Source organism: Catenulispora sp. GP43 (genome assembly GCF_041260665.1).
Lineage (GTDB): Bacteria > Actinomycetota > Actinomycetes > Streptomycetales > Catenulisporaceae > Catenulispora.
Genome location: NZ_JBGCCT010000002.1, coordinates 652,133 through 672,612, shown reverse-complemented (window position 1 = coordinate 672,612; position 20,480 = coordinate 652,133). Strand labels below are relative to the sequence as shown.

Sequence of the window (20,480 nt, the reverse complement as noted above, 5' to 3'; positions counted from 1 at the left end):
GCGCTGTACGCGTTCTCATAAGGTTCAACCGTTCTCGTCCTCATGCCATCGCACATCATGATCGGCCCCGGGCGCCAGGAATTCCAGCAACCTGGCTCCTTCGGATTCCAGATCCGCGCGCTGGGCCTTGGTGGCCGGCACCAAGGGAGTCAGATTCATGGTCCCCTTAGTGCGCTTCTTGTCCGTCTCCAGCTTCCACACTCCGCGGATCCATCCGTCCATGGTGAAGGTGGAGATCGGCGTGTTGCCCGAGAAAACCCTCTCCTTGGGTACCCGCGGGTCGTTGATGCGGGCGCGGTCCTTGTGCCCGATGAATACGTTGTCGTAGTCCGGGAGGAACCGTGCGGGAGCCGGCACGTCTTCCCCGGGACGCGGCGCGTCCGGCAGGTCGAACAGTTCGGTCCCGGATTCACTCCGGAAGACCACGAGGTTCGCCCGGAGCTTCTCGAACACTTCGCGCAAACCGGTGAGTCCGCTCCAGCTCTGGGCGTCCATGACCGAGGCAGGTCCGAACGCTGTGAGATAGCGCAGGACCATGTCCTCGGCTTGCATAGCGGGAACCGCTTTAGCGTTTCCCAACCAGTGCTCCGCCGTAGTGTGCTTCGCCAGTCCGCCCTGCTGCCACAACCCGCGCGGGGTCACCTGAACCAGCGCGAGGTTGTTGCGCGCCGCGACGCCGAGCGCCTGGACGTCGTGCCCGGGATAGGACTCCGCCAGCAGGGTGCCGAGGTCGTTGAACGTGCGCGGCTCCTGCTCGACGAACTTCCGTGCGCGCTGTGAAAGCTCTGCCAGGTCGATGCCCTGCAGACGCTTCCCGAAGGCGCCCTTAAGGCTCCGGTCCTGGACCGGCTGGAGCAGGTGACGCAGCGGCAGACAGTCCCGCGCGGTCACCGTGTGGATCGTCGAACGCTGGAGGCTGATGCGGACGAACTCGCGGTCCTCGAAACGCTGTGAGAAGTCCTGCGCGTCGAAGTCCGTCAGGCGCGACCACAGTCCCACATAGTGGTTCGGCGGGATCTGCGTCTGGAGACCGACCAGGTGTTCCACGGCTTGCGCCGCGTCCATGTCCGAGCGTCGCAACAGCAGCTGCCGGTCGAGCGTGGCGCGGTTGAGTTCGCGCTCGCTCAGCGTGCGGACGCTCATCAGGCGGCCGTGGTCTTCTTCACCGGTTCCAGCGCGAAGATGTTGATGTGCCGGCCGGAGCGCTCGGCGTAGTTCTCGTAGCCCGGCCAGTTCTTCGTCAGGATCGTGTTCCAGACCAGTTCGCGCTCCTCGCCCTCCAGGACGCGGGCACGCACCGGCCCGGACGCCCCGCGGACCGCGACCGACGCCTCCGGGTTCGCCAGCAGGTTCAGCGCCCACGCCGGGTTCTGCTCCTGGCCCCAGTTCGAGCCGACCACCAGCAGCGCGCCCTCGTGGCGCGCGTAGAGCAGCGGCACCGTGCGCTGCTGGCCGGACTTGCGGCCGGTGGTGGTCAGCAGCAGCGTCGGAAGCCCGGTGCCGGTGAGCATGAACACCCGGCCGCCGGTGGCCCGGCCCAGGAAGCGGTCCACGTGCGGGGCCACTCCCTTGAAGGCGGCCGCGAACCACTTCTGGCGGCCCAGACGCGTGACGAGGGCGTTCCACGGGTTGGTCATGGCCTCATCATGGCATCCGAGGTGCCCGGCCGGGGCCCGCGTGTCGCACCCGGTACGGCGGTCCCGGCACGCAAAGATGTTGCCATGACGGACAGCCTGCAGATCACGCGCGCGTCCCTGGCCGACTGGCCCCTCATCCAGGGCTGGTGCGCCGACGAGGGATGGAACCCCGGAGACCACGACGGACCCTGCTTCCTCGCGCAGGACCCCGAGGGCTTCTTCGTCGGGCGGATCGGGGGGGAGCCGGTGTCGGCGGTGTCCGTGGTGAACTACGGCGACGCCTTCTCCTTCCTCGGGCTGTACCTGGTCAAGCCGGAGTTCCGCGGCCGCGGCCACGGCCTGGCCACGTGGAAGGCGGCGCTGCCGCGGGCCGGCGCGCGCACCGTCGGGCTCGACGGGGTTCTCGCGCAGCAGGACAAATACCGGAAGTCGGGCTTCACGGACGCGCATCGCACCGTGCGCTTCGTCGGCGGCCTGACCTCCGACGGCTCGGGCCCGGCGGCCGCGGTGCCGCTGGCCCAGGCCGGCTTCGGCGAGGTCGCCGACTACGACGCGCTGTGCTTCCCGGCACCGCGCCCGGTGTTCCTGCGCGAGTGGTTCGCCGCGCCCGGGCACATCGGCAGGGCCCTGATCGTGGACGGCCGGCTCGTCGGCTACGGCGTGCTGCGCGCGGCCCACGACGGCCACCGCGTCGGCCCGCTGTTCGCCGACTCCCGCGTCTTCGCCGAGGTGATCCTCGACGCGCTGGTCGCCGGGGCCGCCGGCGACCCGGGGTTCACCGGGCGCGGCGGGGCGGGCCGCAGCGGGGCGGCGCGGATCGTGATCGACGTGCCGGAGACCAACCGCGAGGCGCTGGCGATGGTCGGCGCGCTGGGCCTGGAGCCGTCCTTCGAGGTGGCCCGGATGTACACCGGGCCGGTGCGCGAGGTGGACCACGGCAGGGTGTTCGGGATGACGACGCTGGAGCTCGGCTGAGGCCCGGTAAGGGTTTCTAGAGCTGGTCGTAGGTCTTGAAGGAGTAGAACGCGGTCCCGCTGAGCCGGTTGGCGCCCGAGGGCGAAGGCAGGCCGAAGCGGCGGTTCAGCTCCCCGGCCGCCCGGCCGCAGCCGCTCACCTCCGGCACGGTGAAGGTCTGGTCCAGGACCTGGAAGGTGATGATCGGCGGGTTCTGCGACAGCCAGTTCGTGGTGCCCGGGACCCGCGCGGCGGCGACCTGGACCGGCGCCGCGTCGGTGCCGATCGAGCAGCCCCGGCCCAGGCGCGGGCCGGTGAGCTGGAAGGTGAGGCTCATCGCGCCGGTCTGGCTGTAGAAGTCCGGGGCGGCGGTCAGGTGCGGCCGCATCCACAGCTTCGGGCCGTGGCCGCCGCCGGACTGGCGTCCCGGGACCGGCAGGCGCGCGGCGTGGAAGCCGCCGAAGACCTGGCCGGGGGTGCCGTCGGGCATCGGGCCCTCGGCGTGGGTGACGGCGGTGAAGTCGAAGGGGAGCGCGGCGCCGCCGATGGTGGCCGTGCCCTCGGCGACCAGGACTTCGCAGCGCCACTTGGCGGGGTCGACGCCGGCGGGCAGCTGCGGGCAGTCGCTGTAGTCGAAGGTCGGTATGGCGACGGATCCGGTCGGGGTGGCTGCGGCGGCCGTGGCGGGCCCGTTGGTCGTGGCGTTCGTGGTGCTCGCGGCGTTCGCGGCGACCGGCATGGCGACGGTGGCGGCGGCGATACCCGCGGCCGCGAGGAGAGCTGACGTCTTTCGCATGGGCTCCACGATGGCCGAGCCGGGGGCGCGCAGGTCAGTGAGCTGCCACCCGTGTGGGGGTAGGGCTGGCCCCCTAATTCCCGCGCCCGTCGGCGATCTTCCCTGTTACCCTCGCCGCCATGACAGACGCGCTGCGGCAGGTGCCGCTCATCGACGGGCCGGCCGAGATCCGCGGAGCGCTGGAGGTCGTCCCGACCGAGGTCGGTGTGTTGCCGCGACGGCTGCCGGAGTGGACCATCGCGCAGTCGGACGTGTCGATGCAGCGGCAGGCCACGGCCGGATCCGGGGTACGCGTGGCGTTCCGGAGCGCGGCCACGGTGGTCGAGCTGGACGTGCTGACCACGGTGTCGATGATGGCGGAGAACGAGCCCCACCCGGACGACGCCGGGACCTTCGAGATCACGTGCGACGGCGCCGCCGTCGGCGAACCCGTGCGCGCCCCGGTGGGCAACGCGCTGTTGCTGGACCAGACCTTCGCCGAGGCCGGCTTCGTCGCCGGCCGGCCCTCGACGGTGCGCTTCGCAGCGCTGCCGACCGGCCTGAAGGAGATCGAGATCTGGCTGCCGCAGTGGGTGAAGACCGAGCTCGTGGCGCTGCGCGCGGACGCCGAGGCCGAACCGCCGGCCCCGACCGGCCGCCGGGTGTGGCTGCACCATGGCAGCTCGATCAGCCAGTGCAACGAGGCCGACTCCCCGCTGGGCGTGTGGCCGGTGATCGCGGCCCGGGCGGCCGACGTGGACCCGGTGAACCTCGGCCTGGCAGGGAACTGTTACCTGGACCCGTTCGTCGCGCGCTCGATCCGCGACGCCGAGGCCGACCTGATCAGCCTGAAGCTGGGCATCAACTTCACCGCCAAGGCCGCCTACGTCCTGCGCACCCTCGGCCCGACGATCCACGGCTTCCTCGACACGGTCCGCGAGGGACACCCGGACACGCCACTGCTCATCATCTCGCCGATCGCCTGCCCGGCCCTGGAGCGGACGCCGGGCCCGACGGTCTGGCGCGACGACGTGTTCATCGCGACCGGCGCCCCGGCGACGGTGGCCGCCGGGGCGCTGACGCTCGAGGTGGTGCGGCGCGAGCTGGCGCGGATCGTGACGGAGCGGGCGAAGCAGGACCCGAACATCCACTACCTGGACGGCCGGCGGCTGCTGGGGCCGGACGAGGCCGACGAGTACCTCGGCGAGGGGCTGCACCCGACGCCGGCCGGGTATCGGCTGATCGGGGAGCGGTTCGCGGAGGTGGTGTTCGGGGCCGGCGGGGTGTTCGGCGGGTAGGTGCCCGCGGGACCCCGGGCGCGGCCGCCTGGTTCGCGCCGGCCCCGGGTCGTGCGTGCCACCACAGCGGAGCAGATCAGCTGGCTGCGTAAGGCCGACGCGGCATACTCGCGGCGTCGCCGCCGAGCGAGCCCCGGGCGGGGCGCCCGAGGCGGGCCACCCGCCGCCGGTGCTGCTCGGCCTCCGGATAGCGTCCGGTCTTCTCGTGCCAGTTCAAGATCGCGGCCATCCAGTCGCGCAGTTCCTGAACGTGAAGCTCCAAAGCCGTGCGGGTCGCGGACGACAGGCGCATCGTGTCGGCCAGGGCCGGAATCTCGACGTCGGCGGCGTGCCGGAAGGTGTCGAGCCGGGCCGTCATCAGGGCGCTGAGGATCTGCACGGCCCGGTCGCGGTCGCAGTCGAAGAAGTCCTGTAGGACCAGGACGCCGTTGTGGACGTCGCCCTCGAACTGGATCTCCTTCTGGTAGGAGTACAGGTCGTTCAGCAGGCAGCTCCAGTCGGCGGCGGCGTGCTCCAGCGCCGTCACCGGACGGCTGCGCAGCACCTCGGGCGGGACCGATCCGTGGCTGATGCGGGACAGCGCCATCGTCAGGTCCGAGCCGAAGGTGTCGCGGCGCATCTCGACGTAGTCGATCGGGTCCGGGATCCGGCGCACCGCGTTGTTGTCCAGCTCCCACAGCCAGCTGTCGATCATCGCCTGAGTACCACGGCGCAACGCCTCGCGGGCCGCCGGCGACGCGCCGGTGGTCGAGCGGCGCCACAGGTCGGCGAGGCCGCGTTCGAGAGCCGACGCCGGCGTGGGAGGGGTGTCGGACATCAGGGTGCTCAGACGCTCGTTGCAGAGGCGGGCGCCGGCCCGATCGTTGGTCGCTCCGAAGACCGCCGGGTAGTAGTCGTCGGCGTACGTGCCCCACACCAGCCAGGCGGTCGCGAGGTCGAGCTCCTCCAGCGAGGCGTCGGGATGGATGCCCGCGGCGCACAGAGCGAAGTCGGCGCCGACGAGGTGTTTCTCGTCCCAGACGCCGTCGAAGTAGCCGATCTGGCGCGACCAGTCCACCGCGTGGCGGCGGGCGACCGCCAGGTGTGGGCTCAGGCGCAGCTCGGCCTGGGCGTCGAAGGCGGGGATCGGGGTCGGGCCGACTTGCTCGTAGGCGGGGTGGCTCAGCCGCTTCAGGCGGGCCGGCATGGTCTTCGCGACGGAGGCCAGGATGCGCGCGGCGGAGGTGCCCAGGCCCAGCGGGCCGGGCAGCGAGGCCGGGGTGGAAGTGGCGCCGTCGGCGGCCGCGTCGGAGGCGTCGTTCATGTAGCGCGAGGAGCGCAGGTGCCACTCATGGCCGCCGGCCTGCCAGTCCTGCAGGCCCTTGACATACAACCCGACCTGCAACGCCTCGGCCGGCCCGACGCCGTGCTCGGCGAACAGCGGCGCGAGCTCGGTCAGCGCGGTCTGCTCGAACTGGTGCAGGCGGCTGGTGAGCAGCTGGTTGGTGTGGTCCGCGGCGGTCTGCGGATCGCAGCCGAGGAAGCGCTCCAGGACCAGGACGCAGTTGGAGTTCTCGCCCTCCTGCTCGACCTCCCGCTGGTAGGAGAACAGGTCGTTGCGCAGGTGGACGGCGTCGGCGAAGGTGTCCTTCAGCACCCGCAGCGGCCGGCTCGCGGCGACCCGGTCGGGCACCTCGACCCCGTTGGCGTGCTCCACGAGATGCGCCGACCACGGCGCCCCGCCGACCTTGCGCCGCATCTCGATGTAGTCCACCGGATCGGACACCCGGTCCTCGGTGATGTTCGCCAGCTCCCACAGCGACTCCTCGAGCAGATGCCGGTTGCTCTCGGCGAACCGCCGCCGCCAGGCCTGGCTCTTGGCCGGCACCGTCCGCAGCCACAGATCGGCCAGCCCCGCCTCCACCGCATTGGTCGGCTCCGGCATCGCCGCCAGGTCGCCGACCGGCATGAACGCGGGCAGACGGTCCAGATACGCCCGCGCCCCGACCATGTCGCGCGGCTTCTTGTAGACCTCCAGGAAGTGGTCGTCGAAGAAGAAGACCCACGCATACCAGTCGGTGACCAGCGCCAACTCCTCGGCGTCACAGTCAGGGTGCGTATACGCGCACAGCAGCGCGTAGTCGTGGCGGTCGAAGTCGTCCTCATCCCAGACCCCCGACCCCTCGATCATGCTGAACTGGCGCGCCCACGCCTTGGAATGGACGCGCGCGTACTCCAGATGCGGATTCAGGCGCGCGGGGTACGGCATGTAGAAATCGGGCAGCTGGAACGGCTTCGGCATGCTTTCGAAGCTAGGCGGGGTGCGATCGGCCGAAAAGGGGTGGCGCGGTCAAACCAGGGGATCGGGTGAAATCTGCGTGCTGATGTTCCAGGAGGGCGGCAGGTCGGCGTCGCAGAAGACGCAGAAGGGGTCGCCGTCGCGGACGATGTTGATCTCGCCGCAGCCGGTACAGCGGCGGAACAGGATTTCGGTGGTGAAGGCGGCGGGGCGCGTCACGCCGAGGCGGTCCAGGGCCGAGGCGCGGTTCCGGCCGGAGACTGGGCGACCATCGCCCTGATGTCGGCGGGCCCGACGTAGGGATAGACGAGGTTCGCCACGCCACCGAACCTACAACGCGAAGCGGCCCGAGCCGCAAAACCCCGGGCCGCCACTCCAAACCGTGCCCCTAATAGGGCCACACCCACCCCGAAATCGCCGGGTCGTCCTCCCCGAACTCCCGCGTGTACTGCCGCGCCTTCAGCCGCGCGTCCAGCAGCTGCTGCCGGACGTGCCCGGCGCGCTCGGCGAGGTCCGGGACCCGGTCGATGGCGTCGATGGCGAGGTGGAAGCGGTCGATGTCGTTCAGCATCGCCATGTCGAAGGGTGTGGTGGTGGTGCCCTCCTCCTTGTAGCCGCGGACGTGGAAGTTCACGTGGTTGGTGCGGCGGTAGGTCAGCCTGTGGATCAGCCAGGGGTAGCCGTGGTAGGTGAAGATCACCGGCTTCGCCGTGGTGAACAGGGCGTCGAACTCCTTGTCGGACAGGCCGTGCGGGTGCTCGTCGCTGCCTTGCAGGCGCATCAGGTCCACGACGTTCACCACCCGGATCTTCAGGTCCGGGAAGTGCTGGCGCAGGATGTCCACCGCCGCCAGGGTCTCCATCGTGGGGACGTCGCCGGCGCAGCCCATCACCAGGTCCGGTTCGCCGTCGCCGTCGGTGGAGGCCCACTCCCAGATGCCGATGCCGCGGGTGCAGTGCACGATCGCCTGGTCCATCGACAGGTACTGCAGCTGCGGCTGCTTGCCGGCCACGATGACGTTCACGTAGTCCCGCGAGCGCAGGCAGTGGTCCGCCACGGACAGCAGGGTGTTCGCGTCCGGCGGCAGGTACACGCGGATCACGTCGGCCTTCTTGTTCACCACGTGGTCGATGAAGCCCGGGTCCTGGTGCGAGAAGCCGTTGTGGTCCTGGCGCCACACGTGCGAGGTCAGCAGGTAGTTCAGCGAGGCGATCGGCGCGCGCCAGGGGATGTGGCGGGTCGTCTTCAGCCACTTCGCGTGCTGGTTGAACATCGAGTCGACGATGTGGATGAACGCCTCGTAGCACGAGAAGAGCCCGTGCCGCCCGGTCAGCAGGTAGCCCTCCAGCCAGCCCTGGCACATGTGCTCGCTCAGTGGCTCCAGGACCCGGCCGTCCACCGACAGGTGCTCGTCGTCCCACGGCACCGTCTCGGCGTTCCACATGCGGCCGGTCGCCTCGAACAGCGCCTGCAGCCGGTTGGACGCCGTCTCGTCGGGCCCGAAGACCCGGAAGTTGTCGGCCCCCGAGCTGTCGGTCATGATGTCGCGCAGGAAAGTGCCCAGGACCTTGGTGGACTCGGCGTGCTCGATGCCGTGGCCCAGGGGATCGACCGCGTAGTCGCGGAAGTCCGGCATCTTCAGGTCCCGCAGCAGGATGCCGCCGTTGGCGTGCGGGTTGGCGCCCATCCGCCGGTCGCCGGAGGGCGCGAGTGCGGCCAGCTCCGGCATCAGCGCGCCGGCCGGGTCGAACAACTCCTCGGGACGGTAGGAGCGCATCCACTCCTCCAGCACCTTCAAATGCGCCGGATTGGTGTGCACGTTCGCCATCGGGACCTGGTGCGAGCGCCAGGAGTCCTCCGTGCGCTTGCCGTCCACCGTCTTCGGGCCGGTCCAGCCCTTCGGCGTGCGCAGGATCAGCATCGGCCAGGCCGGGCGCGCGCCGCCGTCCTTGCCCCTGGCCGCCCGTGTCCGGATGTCCGCGATGCGGTCGAGCATCTCGTCCAGCGTCGCGGCCATCGCCTGGTGCGCCTCCAGCGGGTCCGCGCCCTCCTCGCCGACGACGGTGAACGGCTCGTACCCGTAGCCGCGCATCAGCTGCTCCAGCTCGGCCTGCGGGATGCGGGACAGCACGGTCGGGTTGGCGATCTTGTAGCCGTTCAGATGCAGGATCGGCAGCACGGTGCCGTCGCGCACCGGGTTCACGAACTTGTTCGAGTGCCAGGACCCGGCCAGCGGCCCGGTCTCCGCCTCGCCGTCGCCGACCACCGCGCAGACCAGCAGGTCGGGGTTGTCGAACGCGGCGCCGTACGCGTGCACCAGGGAGTAGCCCAGCTCGCCGCCCTCGTGGATCGAGCCCGGGGTCTCCGGCGCGACGTGCGAGGGCACGCCGCCGGGGAACGAGAACTGGCGGAACAGCTTGCGCATCCCGTCCTCGTCCCGGCCGATCCCCGGATAGACCTCGCTGTAGGTGCCCTCCAGATAGACGTTCGCCAGCACGCCGGGGCCGCCGTGCCCGGGACCGGCGACGTAGATGGCGTCCAGGTCGCGGGCCTTGATGACCCGGTTCATGTGCGCGTAGATGAAGTTCAGCCCCGGCGTGGTGCCCCAGTGGCCCAGCAGCCGCGGCTTGACGTCGTCCAGGCTCAGCGGCCGGCGCATCAGTGGGTTGTCCAGCAGGTAGATCTGGCCCACCGACAGATAGTTGGCGGCGCGCCAGTAGGCATTGATGGCGTCGAGGTCCTTGGCGGACAGCGGGCCCTTGCGTTGCGCGGCTCGAGAAAGGCGTGTCACCCGTCCAGCCTCTGTCGGCTGTCCCAGGCCGCGCCCCTTGTGCTGCGCCGGACGGGTCACCCTGGCATGATCGCGGATGTGGACGGAGTGGATCGGGAGGCGACCGCGGCGCAGGGCCTGTACATCACCGCGACCGACGCCGCCAGCGGGAAGACGGTCGTCGCCCTGGGGGTGGCCGAGGCCATGTCGCGGCGGGTGCGCCGGCTCGGGGTGTTCCGGCCGGTGGTGCCCGGCGGCGGGGCGGTCGACGCGGTCGTGGACCTGATCCGCACGCGCTACCGGATCGAGGAACCCTACGAGGACTGCGTCGGCACGACGTACGACGCGGTGCACCTGGACCCGGCGCGCGCGGTCGAGACGATCGTCGACCGGTACCGGGCCCTGGCAGCACGCTGCGAAGCCGTGGTCGTGGTCGGCTCGGACTTCACCGATGCCGCGAACACCACCGAGTTCGGCTTCAACGCCAACGTCGCGGCCAACCTCGCGCTCCCGGTGCTGCTGGTGGTCGGCGGGATGGAGCGGACGCCGCAGGACGTGGCCGCGGTGGTCCGGGTCTCGCGGCAGGAGCTGACCCGGCTGCACGCCACCGAACTGGCCGTGGTCGTGAACCGCGTGCAGCCCGGCGCCGAGGAGATGGTGCGGCGGGAGATCGCCGCGGCGTTGGGGTCGGAGACCGGCGCCGCCACCCCGCTGCTGTACACCATCCCCGAGGTCCCCGGCCTGACCGCGCCGACGATCCGCGACCTGGTCCGGGCCGCCGACGGCCGGCTCATCAGCGGCGACGAGGCCCTGCTGGACCGCGAGGCGGCCTCCCTGGTGGTCGCGGCCATGTCACTGCCGAACGTGCTGGACCGGCTCACCGAGGGCGTCGCGATCATCGCGCCCGGGGACCGCACCGCGGGTCTGGTGCCCGGATTGCTGGCCGCGCACGAGGCCGCGAACTTCCCGTCTTTGTCAGGGGTCTTCCTCACCGGCGGGTTCACCCTCCCGGCCAGCGTCTCGCGGCTGTTGGAAGGCGTGTCCTCGCCGCTGCCGATCATCGCCAGCCACGAGGACACGCTGCCGACCGCGCTGCATCTGGCGGCGGTGCGCGGCGAGATCACCGTGGGGCATCCGGGCAAGGTGGAGACCGCGCTCGGCGCCTTCGCGCGCAGTGTCGACACCTCCGTGTTGCTGAACCAGCTCAACGTGACGCGCTCGGTCGCCGTCACTCCGCTGATGTTCCAGGCGCAGCTGCTGGAGCGCGCCCGTTCGCAGCGCCGGCGCATCGTGCTGCCGGAAGGCGGCGACGACCGGATCCTGCGCGCCGCCGACATCGTGGCCCGCCGCGGCGCCGCCGACCTGCTCGTCCTGGGCGAGGAGGAGAAGGTGCGGGCGCGGGCCAACGCCCTGGGCCTGGACCTGGCCGGGGTGCGGATCGTCAGCCCGACCGATCCGGTCCTGGTCGAGGAATTCGCCCACGAATACACCCGGCTGCGCGAGCACAAGGGCATGACCCTGGACAAGGCCCGCGACATCGTCCAGGACGTCTCCTACTTCGGCACGATGATGGTCCACACCGGCCGCGCCGACGGCATGGTGTCCGGGGCCGTGCACACCACCGCGCACACCATCCGCCCCGCCTTCGAGATCATCCGGACCGGGCCCGGCGTCTCGGTGGTCTCCAGCGTCTTCTTCATGCTGCTCGCCGACCGGGTCCTGGTGTACGGCGACTGCGCGGTCATCCCCGACCCGGACGCCGGTCAGCTCGCCGACATCGCGGTCTCCTCGGCCCGCACCGCCGCGGCCTTCGGCGTGCAGCCGTGGGTGGCGATGCTGTCGTACTCCAGCGGCGAATCAGGGTCCGGACAGGAGGTCGAGAAGGTCCGCGCGGCCGCTAAGCTGGCCCACGAGCGCGACCCGGACCTGCCGCTGGACGGCCCGATCCAGTACGACGCCGCCGCCGATCCGGAGGTCGGCGCGCTCAAACTGCCCGGCAGCGCGGTCGCCGGACGCGCGACGGTGTTCATCGTCCCGGACCTGAACACCGGCAACAACCTCTACAAGGCGGTGCAGCGCAGCGCCGGCGCGATCGCCGTCGGGCCGGTGCTGCAAGGGCTGCGCAAGCCGGTCAACGACCTGTCGCGCGGGGCGCTGGTGCAGGACATCGTGAACACCATCGTGATCACGGCGGTGCAGGCGCAGGGCGAAGAGGGCGCGGGCGAGGTGAGCGGACGGTGAAGCAGGTCCTGGTCCTGAACTCCGGCTCGTCGTCGATCAAGTACCAGCTGCTCGACATGGACGACCGCGAGCGGCTGGCGGTCGGCATCGTCGAGCGCATCGGCGAGTCCGCCGGCGCCGTCGCCGACCACGCCGCCGGCATGCGGGTGGTGCTGGACGAGCTCGAGGACGCCCTGGACCGCTCGCAGCTGGCCGCGGTCGGGCACCGGGTGGTGCACGGCGGCGAGCGATTCCGCGGCCCCACGCCGATCGACGACGAGGTCTGCGACACGATCAGGAAACTGATCCCGCTGGCGCCGCTGCACAACCCGGCGAACCTGACCCTGATCGAGGCGGCGCGCTCGGCGTTCCCGGACACGCCGCAGGTGGCGGTGTTCGACACGGCGTTCCACCAGACGCTTCCCGCGCCCGCCCACACCTACGCGGTCCCGAAGGAATGGAGCGAGGACCTCGGAGTCCGGCGCTACGGCTTCCACGGCACGTCGCACCAGTACGTCTCCCGGCGCGCGGCGGAGCTGCTGGGACGGCGCCCGGAGGAGGTGAACATGATCGTGCTGCACCTCGGCAACGGCGCCAGCGTCTGCGCGGTGCGCGAGGGTAAGAGCGTTGACACCTCGATGGGCCTGACCCCGCTGGAGGGCCTGATCATGGGCACCCGATCCGGCGACCTGGACCCCGCGGTCCCGGCGTACATCGCGCGCCGGACCGGCCGCGGCGCCGAGGAGATCGACGTGACGCTGAACAAGGACAGCGGCATGCTGGCCCTGGCCGGCAGCAACGACCTGCGCGACATCGACGCCGCCGCGGCCAAGGGCGACGAGGCCGCGCTGCTGGCGTTGGACGCGTACTGCTACCGGATCCGCAAGTACATCGGCGCCTACCTGGCGGTGCTGGGGCGCGTCGACGCCGTGGTGTTCACCGCCGGGGTCGGCGAGAACTCGGCGACGGTGCGGGCCGGGGCGGTCGCCGGGCTGGAGAAGCTGGGGATCGCGGTGAGCCCGAAGCGCAACGCGCAGCAGTCGAAGGAAGCGCGGTACATCTCGCCGTACTGGGCGGAGACGGCGGTGCTGGTGGTGCCGACCGACGAGGAGATCGAGATCGCCGACCAGGCGCTGGAGGTGCTCGGCCGGGGTGCCTGACTGACACCACGCAACGCCCGTGGCGTCGATGCCCCCGCACCCCGCGTGCGGCATCATGGTCATGCCACAAAAGCGCGCAGGCGGGAGGCAGGTCGGGGGCGATGAGCATCGCGGCCGAGGGCGGGGCCACACCGCCGACGGTTCCGGACGCGGCCGCGCGGGTTCTGCTGTTCACGCAGGTCGCGCGGCCCGATGATCTGCCGCTGGTTCTCAGCGCCCTGAGTACCGTCGAACTCAACGCCGGCATCGCGCGCCTCGGACCGGCTCTGCCGCCGGCGGTGGTCGACCACGTAGTCACCCACGGTCCGCCGGCCGCCCGGACCACCCTGGCCTGGCAGCTGCGGCTGCCGTGGCGGCCGCGCACTCCTGCGCGACTCCCGCGCGACCACGATGCCGCGAACGGTCTGGACGCCGCACGTCGCAGACTCCTGAGCCGCGCCGAACCCGACCTGGACCGCGCGCTGTTCGGACGGTTGGAACAGGGCGGCATCGCCTGGGTGCGCTCGGCGATCCTGCGCGATCGGGTGGGATCCGACGGTCAGCCGATCGTGCTGCCGGACCTGCGCGCGAAGCTCGCCGGTTTCCTCGGCACGGCGGTCCTGCCGCTGTCGCCGGCGCATCTGGCCGACACCGACACCGGAGACCCCGAGTTCGAACTGCTGCGCGTCCTGGCAGGCGCCGCCGATCTGAGCCTGGCGTTGCCGGCGGCGCGCGTGCTCGGCCTGCCCGGCCCGATCCCCGCGGTCCAGCCCGGCTGGCGCGACCAGAGCTGGGTGCGGCGCTGGGACCGGCCCGGTGCCGGGTCGCGGTCGTGGCGGCTGGACTGGGACGAGGTGCTGGCGCTGGCCGACGGCCACGAGAGTGTCGCCGGCGACCGCGGACGCTTCCTGGCGCAGATCGCAGGGCTCGACGAAGCCGCCGGGCGCGAAGACCTCCCCGAGGACGTCCGGCGCCGGCTGCTCGCCGACTACCCGCCGGCGGCCTGGCACGTCGGCCGGCCCGACGTCGCCACCCTGCACCGGATCGCGGCGGCGGTGGCCGCTCTGCGGCCGCGATGGGGGAGCTTCGAGGAGGAGCCGGAGTTCGTCGAGGCGATCAGAGAACTGATCATCAGAGGTCTGTCCCTCGGTACGCTGAGCGCCGCGGAGGTCATCGAGCACGCCGTCCCGGCCAGTGCCGTCCTGGACCTGGCCTGGCGCAGCGGCGAGGAGATCCTGCCGGCTGCGCGCGGCCGCGCCGATCTGGCCGAAGCGCTGCGCAGCCTGCTCTACAAGCGGATCGGCGACGACATCCCGTTGTGGACTGTTCTGCTGATCCGCTCGCTGGTGTGGACGGGAACCGTGGCCGAGCTCGTCGATTCCACCGCCGTCCTGGGCCCGAGGCAGGCCCTGCCGGACGAGGACGACATCGACGACGTGATCGACGACGTCCCCAGCGCGAACGTGCTGCTGTGTTTCGCGCGGCCGCACGTGGGCCTGGAGGTCCTGTCCGAGGGGCCCGGAGAGCTCAACCCCTTCGAGCTGGCCCTGCTCGAAGGGCGGCCGCTGCCCCCGGGGCTGGTCGAGCGGGTGCTCGCCGCCGACGTCGGGCACGACGCCCGCAGCGCGCTGGCGGCCAACCGGGTGGCCCCGGCCACGGCGTTGCGACGTCTGCTGCTCGATCCCGCGGACCCGGCGCGCACCCGGCTGGCGATGCTCCACGACGTCGCCGATCCGGCCCTGCGCTCCGACGTGCTCTTCATCCTGGAGCGCATGGGGATCCCCTGGACCCTGATCACGGACTTCGTCCAGAACCTCGGCGAGGCCCGGATCTACCAGCTCGTCGCCGCCGCCGAGGACGCCGAGCGCCTGCACTTCCTGCTCAAGAAACTCGGCGGGTATCTGGGGCCTGACACCTCGGCGCTCCTCCACGGGCGCCTGGCCGAGGCAGCCGGTCCCGAGCCGGTCTGGGACGTCGCGACGCTCGCGGCCGGGACGGTCGACACCGTGGGGCCGGCGGTCCGGGCGTCGATGGCCGGCGGCGACGCCGAACCGCTGCTGAAGGCCGCCGAGACCGTGGCACAGCGGGAGATCCCGGGCGTGACCGTCCCGGATCCGCACGACCAGTGGACCCCGCATCCCGACGACCCGGCGAGCTGGCCGCTGGAAAACGCGGTACGGCAGCATCTTGACAACAGCCCGCACCGGTGGCGGATCATGGTGCGCCGGCTGATGGAAGCCGGCCCCCTGGAATACGCGCAGCTCGTCGATCTGGTCGAGGCGGTCGGCGACGGTGCCGGGGAGGCCGCGAAGGGATCGCCGTGAACCGTGTCGAAGACCGGGGACGCACCCCGGGATCCCAGCCGCCCCGACCGCCCCAGCCGCCGCCGCTGCCGTCGCATCCCACGATCGACGACTACGAACGGGCCGTCGCGGGCTTCCGGCTGCGACCCAATCCGGAGGCCGAGTTCGGCTATCTGCGGGAAGTGGCGCTGGTCGGGGCGCGGCTGGGCACGATCCGGCCGGCGGAGATCGTGCGGCACGTGCAACCGGCCGCGGTGGCGGTGACGCTGGTGATGGAGCCGGACATCGTGACCGTCGGCGACGCCGTCGCACGGGCCATCCTTCGCGGGGACAGCGCGGGCCCGCAGTACTGGGCCCGGATGGTGCGCGAGGTCGACACCGCGCGATGCACATTGGCCGCGCTGGTGAAGGCCAGGCCTGATTCGGGGCGCGGAGTCATCGCGCGCGGGATGCGGCGTACGCCGAATGAGCAGGCCGCCGGCGTGGACCTGTCCGGGCAGCGCTGGCGGGCGGCCAACGTCGTGCTCGCGCTGGCCCCGCCGCTGGCCGCCCGGGCGTTCCTGGCCTCCGGCGCGACGATGCACAAGCAGCCCTCCGCCGCGGAGCTGACCGCGTTGCGGGAGCAGGCTTCGCTGATCCTGGACATGGCCGCGCAGGCGCCGCTGTGCCGCGAGCTGGTGGGGCACGCCTTCGGGTCGCTGGGGGACACCGCGCTGCGGATGCGGCTGGCCGAGAACCCGTTCACGCCCGACAGCGTGCTGGCCCGCCTGGTGCGCGAACACGACACGGAGCCTGAAGTCACCCGCGCGGTGCAGGTCCACGAGTTCGCCGGCGGGACCGCGCGGCGGCTGGCGTTCCTGGCGGTGCGCGACGAGCCGGACGCGGTCTTGCGCGGACTGCGGGAGCTGCTGCGGTTGCGCGGGGAGGAGCCGTTCCTGGAGATGGTGCAGGCCGCGCCGGCCGAGGAAGCCGCGTGGGTGCGTTCGGTGGTGGCGGCGGCCGGTTCCGACTTGCAGCCGGAGACGAGGCTGCGGGCCTATGTGCGGCTGGCCGAGATCTCCGCGCCGGAAGTGGTGTGGGCGGTCGAGCTGACGCGGACCGGGGCGCTGGAGCGGATGATGCCGGAGGTGCGGGCGTCGATGGCCGCGGGGACGGCCGAGCCGCTGATCGCGGCGGTGCGGGACGAGACCGCGGACGCCGTCGCGGCCGCGCGCCGGGGAGCGGCACGGCTCGCCGGGCGTGGCGGCGCGGTCCGGCCGAGCCATCGCGGACACGCCGAGACCGAACACGCCGAGGAGTGGAACCGGCAGTCGAGTGCGCGGGCCCGGGCCGAGCGGCATCGCGTCGCCGCCGCAGAGATGAAGCGCTGGCGCAGCGACAAGGCGTTGGACGATCCGGTGCCTTTGGTGTGAGGCTGTGGGGAACCGCGAACCAGGGGGCCCGAATGCGCTCGTTCTACGACGAACTCGCCGACGACTACCACCTGATGTTCCAGGACTGGGACGTCAGCATGGACTATCAGGCCTCGGTGCTCTCGGCGGTGATCGAGGCGGGCACCAAGCGGTCGGCCGGACGGGTGCTGGACTGCTCCTGCGGCATCGGGACCCAGGCCATCGGGCTGGCCCGGCTGGGCGGCGCGAGCATGATCGGCACCGACCTCAGCCCGCGCGCCGCGGCCCGGGCCGGGCGGGAGGCCGCCGCGCGCGGCGTGAGCCTGCCCACCGCGGCGGCCGACATGGGCGCGCTGCCCTTCGCCGACGGCGTGTTCGACGCGGTCCTGAGCGCCGACAACTCGGTGCCGCACCTGCTGACGCCGGACGCCCTGACCGCCGGCCTGGCCGAGATGCGGCGCGTGCTGCGGTCCGGCGGACTGCTGGTGCTGACCGTCCGCGACTACGACGAACTGCGCGCCAAGCGCCCCACGACGACCTCGCCGCAGGTCTCGGAGCAGGAGGCCGGACGCGCGATCGCCTTCCAGCTGTGGCACTGGCACCCCGACGGCGAGCGGTACGACCTGGAACACTTCCAACTGGTGCCGACCGGGCCCGAGAAGTGGGACGTGCGGGTCCGGCGCGCGACGTACTGGGCTCTGCGGCGCGCGGAGCTCGCTGAGTTCGCGACGGCGGTCGGGTTCCGGGACGTGCGGTGGATCGAGCCGCCGGATTCCGGTTACTACCAGCCGATTCTGACGGCACAGCGGTGAAGGGCGGCGGCATGGCCGAGGTGAGGTTCGTCGGCGTCTCGACCGGCGCATCGCTGATCCACACGGCTTTTCCGCACTGGGCCCGGGTACTGGGGATCGAGGCCGAGGTGGCCGGGGTCGACGTCCCGGTGGGAGCCTCGGCGCAGGTGTACCGGGCGGTTCTGGACGGGCTGCGCGAGCCCTCGGTGCTCGGCGCGGTGGTCACGTCGCACAAGGTGGGGCTGTTCGCCGCCGCGGCCGACGCCTTCGAGGAGCTTGATCCCCTCGCGCGGCAGTGCCGGGAGATCAATTCGATCCGGAACGACGGCGGGCGGCTTCACGGGTACGCGCGCGATCCGATCTCGGTGGGCCGGGTCGTCGAGGAGATCTGGCCGGATCGCGACGGCGAGCTGCTGTGCCTGGGCAGCGGCGGGACGGCGATCGCGCTCGGGGAGTACCTGCTGCGGCGGGGGCACACCGGTCGGCTGCGGTTCGTCGATCGGGAGCCGGCGGCGGTGGCCAGGCTGCGCGCGGTGCTCGACAGCCCGCAGGTCGACGCCGAGGCGGCGGACGGGCCGTTCGACGCCGAGATCGCGGCGCTGGCGCCGGGGGCGCTGGTGGTCAACGCGACCGGGTCGGGCAAGGACCGGCCCGGTTCGCCGGTGACCGACGCGGTGGCGTTCCCGGTGGGCGGCGTCGTGTGGGAGCTGAACTACCGCGGCGATCTGCACATGCTGCGGGCCGCGCGATCGCAGGCTTCTGCCAGAGGGCTGCGGGTCCACGACGGACTGTCGCTCTTCTGCCACGGGTGGGCCGCGGCCTTGACCACCGCGCTCGATCTTCCGGAGGATCCCGGTCTCGGGCAGAAGTTCATGGACGCGCTTGAGCTGTGAGGCGCTGGGGCTTTCCGCTGAGATGTCGGCGACCGGCGACCGGCGACCGGCGACCGGCGCTGCAAGCCGCAAGCCGCAAGCCGTCAGCCCTCCCAGAAAGCCTTCCGCACCCGCAGCAGCCAGTCCTCGGCCGCCGCGCTCTCCGGCTCCCTCGGCAGCACCGTGCGGGCCGTCGCGAAGCGCTCCTCGGCGTCGGCCATGAAGGGGCGGGCGGCGTCGGGGTCGGCGGCCACGCTCTCGCCGAAGGCGTGGTAGCGCTCGGGATCGGGCAGGCGGATGGTGACGTGGCCGGTGGTGTAGAGCTCGTGGCCCTGGTTCACCAGCCGCATCAGATGGCGGGCGTGCTTGGCGATCTTGCGGTGCGTCCAGGAGGGGTCGCGGGACAGCAGCTTGCGGAACTGCTGGGTGGCGTAGCCGAGGTAGGCGTCGTGCACGCGCGGCGCGGACAGGAAGGCCGTGCGCAGGCTGATCGCCTCGTCGCCCAGGGGCGTGCGCCGCTCGTACAGGTCGTCGGGGAGCCACAGCAGTTCCGAGGCCGTCGGGTTGCCGCCCAGCGCCAGGCGGGCCAGCTTGGCCGCCTCGTGGAAGGTCACGTCCGGGCTCGTGGTGACGTGGCTGTCGCGCGGGGTGTGCAGGCCCAGCAGGCTCAGTGTCGGGGCCGCGAACATGCCGAGGCGGTCCACGTCCGAGTCCGGGCCGGCCAGGCCGTAGGCGGTGGAGCCGACGATGCCGGACAGCAGGACGGTGCCGTGCTGGAAGTCGTCGTCAACAGGCGTCATGGCATCCCCCCGGAAAGCGGAAAAACTCAAGTCACCGTAACAGGCAGGCGCTCGTACCCGCGAAGGATAAACCGCTGGTTCCGGGTCGGTTCCCCGGCCGGGGCCAGCGCCGGGAACCGGGCCAGCAGACGCGGGAACCCGATCGCCGCCTCGGTCCGCGCCAGTATCGATCCGACACAGAAATGCGGCCCGGCCCCGAAGCTCAGCGGGCCTATCTCGGTCCGGGTGGGATCGAAGCGCTCAGGGTCCTCATAGCGCCGCGCGTCCCGGTTCGCCGCGCCGATCATCACCGCGACCTCCGTTCCGGCCGGCGCCGGGACGTCGCCGACCGACAGGCCGTCGGTCAGCGCGATGCGCGTCGTCATCTGCACCGGCGAGTCGTAGCGCAGCACCTCCTCGGCGAAGCCGGCGTAGCGCAGATCCCCGTTCCGCAGCCCCGCGCCGACCTCCGGGTGCTCGAACAGCAGCCGGACGCCGTTGCCGAACAGGTTCGCCGTGGTCTCGAACCCGGCGATGAGCAGCAGAGCCAGGTTGCACAGCAGCTCGGCCGCGCTCAGCCGCGAGTCGTCGGCGTCGCAGACCGCTATCAGAGCGCTGACGAGGTCGTCCTGCGGCCGCATGCGCCGCTCGGCGAGCAGCCCGCCGAAGTACAGCTCCAGCTCCAGCCAGGCCGCGTCCGCCCCGTCCAGCCGGCTCAGGTCGTCGACGAAGTCCAGGACCGCGGCCAGTTCGGTGGCCAGGACCCGGAAGGTCTCCCGGTCCGCCGGCGGGATGCCCAGCAGGTCGCAGATCACTGAGACCGGGAGCCGATAGGCGAAGTCGTCCATCAGGTCCACGGCCGCACCGTCCGCACCGGCTTCGGCCAGCCGGTCCAGCAGCGCCTCGACGGCCCGCTCGATGGCCGGCTCCAGCGCCGCGACCCGGCGCGGGGTGAACACCGAGGAGATCAGGGAACGCATACGGCCGTGGTCGGGGGCGTTGGTGTAGATGACCGAGCGCTCCATGCTGCGCAGCGAGGGCCGGCGCTGCTGCTCGTCGTCCCAGACCCGGCCGCGCCACTCGACGTCCCAGACCCCGAACGAGGCGTTGCGCAGCACCTGGTTGCACTGGTCGTAGGACGGGACCATCACGAAGCCGTCCGCCGCGTCGATGACCGAGCCCAGCCGGTGAGCCTGGTCGTAGAGGGGATAGGGGTCGTCACGGCCTTCGGTGGTGAGCAGCGCCCCCATGATTTCCAACGGCTCCATGACCG

16 protein-coding genes are annotated in these 20,480 nt (G+C 71.8%); 8 read left to right on the top strand and 8 right to left on the bottom strand.

Going from position 1 to position 20,480, the window contains the following annotated elements; genetic code table 11:
• Positions 1 to 24: 24 nt before the first annotated feature.
• Positions 25 to 1,143, bottom strand: coding sequence for a winged helix DNA-binding domain-containing protein (locus tag ABH926_RS06755; protein ID WP_370364471.1), 1,119 nt, complete (start codon positions 1,141 to 1,143; stop codon positions 25 to 27).
• Positions 1,143 to 1,637: a nitroreductase family deazaflavin-dependent oxidoreductase gene (locus ABH926_RS06750; RefSeq protein WP_370364470.1), complete on the bottom strand. Its 495-nt coding sequence runs from the start codon at positions 1,635 to 1,637 to the stop codon at positions 1,143 to 1,145. The genes ABH926_RS06755 and ABH926_RS06750 overlap by 1 nt, the downstream gene beginning before the upstream one ends.
• An 84-nt stretch (positions 1,638 to 1,721) precedes the next feature.
• Between ABH926_RS06750 and ABH926_RS06745 the strand changes: the two genes are divergently transcribed.
• Positions 1,722 to 2,612: a GNAT family N-acetyltransferase gene (locus tag ABH926_RS06745; RefSeq protein WP_370364469.1), complete on the top strand. Its 891-nt coding sequence runs from the start codon at positions 1,722 to 1,724 to the stop codon at positions 2,610 to 2,612.
• A gap of 16 nt (positions 2,613 to 2,628) precedes the next feature.
• Here the strand turns inward: ABH926_RS06745 and ABH926_RS06740 are convergent, their stop codons facing one another.
• Positions 2,629 to 3,387 (bottom strand): hypothetical protein, encoded by a 759-nt coding sequence (locus ABH926_RS06740; protein WP_370364468.1) that lies wholly within the window; start codon positions 3,385 to 3,387, stop codon positions 2,629 to 2,631.
• Positions 3,388 to 3,506: 119 nt separating this feature from the next.
• Here ABH926_RS06740 and ABH926_RS06735 point away from each other — a divergent pair, with 119 nt between their 5' ends.
• A complete protein-coding gene (locus ABH926_RS06735) occupies positions 3,507 to 4,664 on the top strand; it encodes a GDSL-type esterase/lipase family protein (protein ID WP_370364467.1) in 1,158 nt (385 codons plus the stop codon).
• Between the two features lie 76 nt (positions 4,665 to 4,740).
• Here the strand turns inward: ABH926_RS06735 and ABH926_RS06730 are convergent, their stop codons facing one another.
• From ABH926_RS06730 to ABH926_RS06720, 3 genes are all read right to left on the bottom strand, one after another.
• On the bottom strand, positions 4,741 to 6,945 hold the full coding sequence (locus ABH926_RS06730) for a germacradienol/geosmin synthase (RefSeq protein WP_370364466.1): 2,205 nt from the start codon (positions 6,943 to 6,945) through the stop codon (positions 4,741 to 4,743).
• Positions 6,946 to 6,993: 48 nt separating this feature from the next.
• Positions 6,994 to 7,161, bottom strand: coding sequence for a hypothetical protein (locus tag ABH926_RS06725; RefSeq protein WP_370364465.1), 168 nt, complete (start codon positions 7,159 to 7,161; stop codon positions 6,994 to 6,996).
• Positions 7,162 to 7,330: 169 nt separating this feature from the next.
• Positions 7,331 to 9,733, bottom strand: a complete 2,403-nt coding sequence (locus ABH926_RS06720; protein WP_370364464.1) for a phosphoketolase — start codon at positions 9,731 to 9,733, stop codon at positions 7,331 to 7,333.
• Between the two features lie 87 nt (positions 9,734 to 9,820).
• Between ABH926_RS06720 and pta the strand changes: the two genes are divergently transcribed.
• From pta to ABH926_RS06690, 6 genes are all read left to right on the top strand, one after another.
• Complete coding sequence (pta, locus tag ABH926_RS06715) at positions 9,821 to 11,953, top strand: phosphate acetyltransferase (RefSeq protein ID WP_370364576.1); 2,133 nt, start codon at positions 9,821 to 9,823, stop codon at positions 11,951 to 11,953.
• Complete coding sequence (locus ABH926_RS06710; protein ID WP_370364463.1) at positions 11,950 to 13,092, top strand: acetate/propionate family kinase; 1,143 nt, start codon at positions 11,950 to 11,952, stop codon at positions 13,090 to 13,092. The genes pta and ABH926_RS06710 overlap by 4 nt, the downstream gene beginning before the upstream one ends.
• A gap of 101 nt (positions 13,093 to 13,193) precedes the next feature.
• Positions 13,194 to 15,395 (top strand): hypothetical protein, encoded by a 2,202-nt coding sequence (locus ABH926_RS06705; RefSeq protein ID WP_370364462.1) that lies wholly within the window; start codon positions 13,194 to 13,196, stop codon positions 15,393 to 15,395.
• Entirely contained in the window at positions 15,392 to 16,786 is a 1,395-nt protein-coding gene (locus ABH926_RS06700; protein WP_370364461.1) for a hypothetical protein, read from the top strand. Before ABH926_RS06705 ends, ABH926_RS06700 begins: the two co-directional genes overlap by 4 nt.
• Positions 16,787 to 16,818: 32 nt before the next feature.
• On the top strand, positions 16,819 to 17,577 hold the full coding sequence (locus ABH926_RS06695) for a class I SAM-dependent methyltransferase (RefSeq protein WP_370364460.1): 759 nt from the start codon (positions 16,819 to 16,821) through the stop codon (positions 17,575 to 17,577).
• An 11-nt stretch (positions 17,578 to 17,588) separates the two neighbouring features.
• Positions 17,589 to 18,449 carry a shikimate dehydrogenase gene (locus ABH926_RS06690; RefSeq protein ID WP_370364459.1) on the top strand — a complete coding sequence of 287 codons (861 nt, stop codon included), beginning with the start codon at positions 17,589 to 17,591 and terminating at the stop codon, positions 18,447 to 18,449.
• 83 nt (positions 18,450 to 18,532) lie between these two features.
• On the opposite strand, the gene ABH926_RS06685 is transcribed toward ABH926_RS06690, so the two are convergent.
• Positions 18,533 to 19,228: a DNA polymerase beta superfamily protein gene (locus tag ABH926_RS06685; RefSeq protein WP_370364458.1), complete on the bottom strand. Its 696-nt coding sequence runs from the start codon at positions 19,226 to 19,228 to the stop codon at positions 18,533 to 18,535.
• 26 nt (positions 19,229 to 19,254) lie between these two features.
• Positions 19,255 to 20,475: a cytochrome P450 gene (locus ABH926_RS06680; protein ID WP_370364457.1), complete on the bottom strand. Its 1,221-nt coding sequence runs from the start codon at positions 20,473 to 20,475 to the stop codon at positions 19,255 to 19,257.
• Between the last annotated feature and the right edge of the window lie 5 nt (positions 20,476 to 20,480).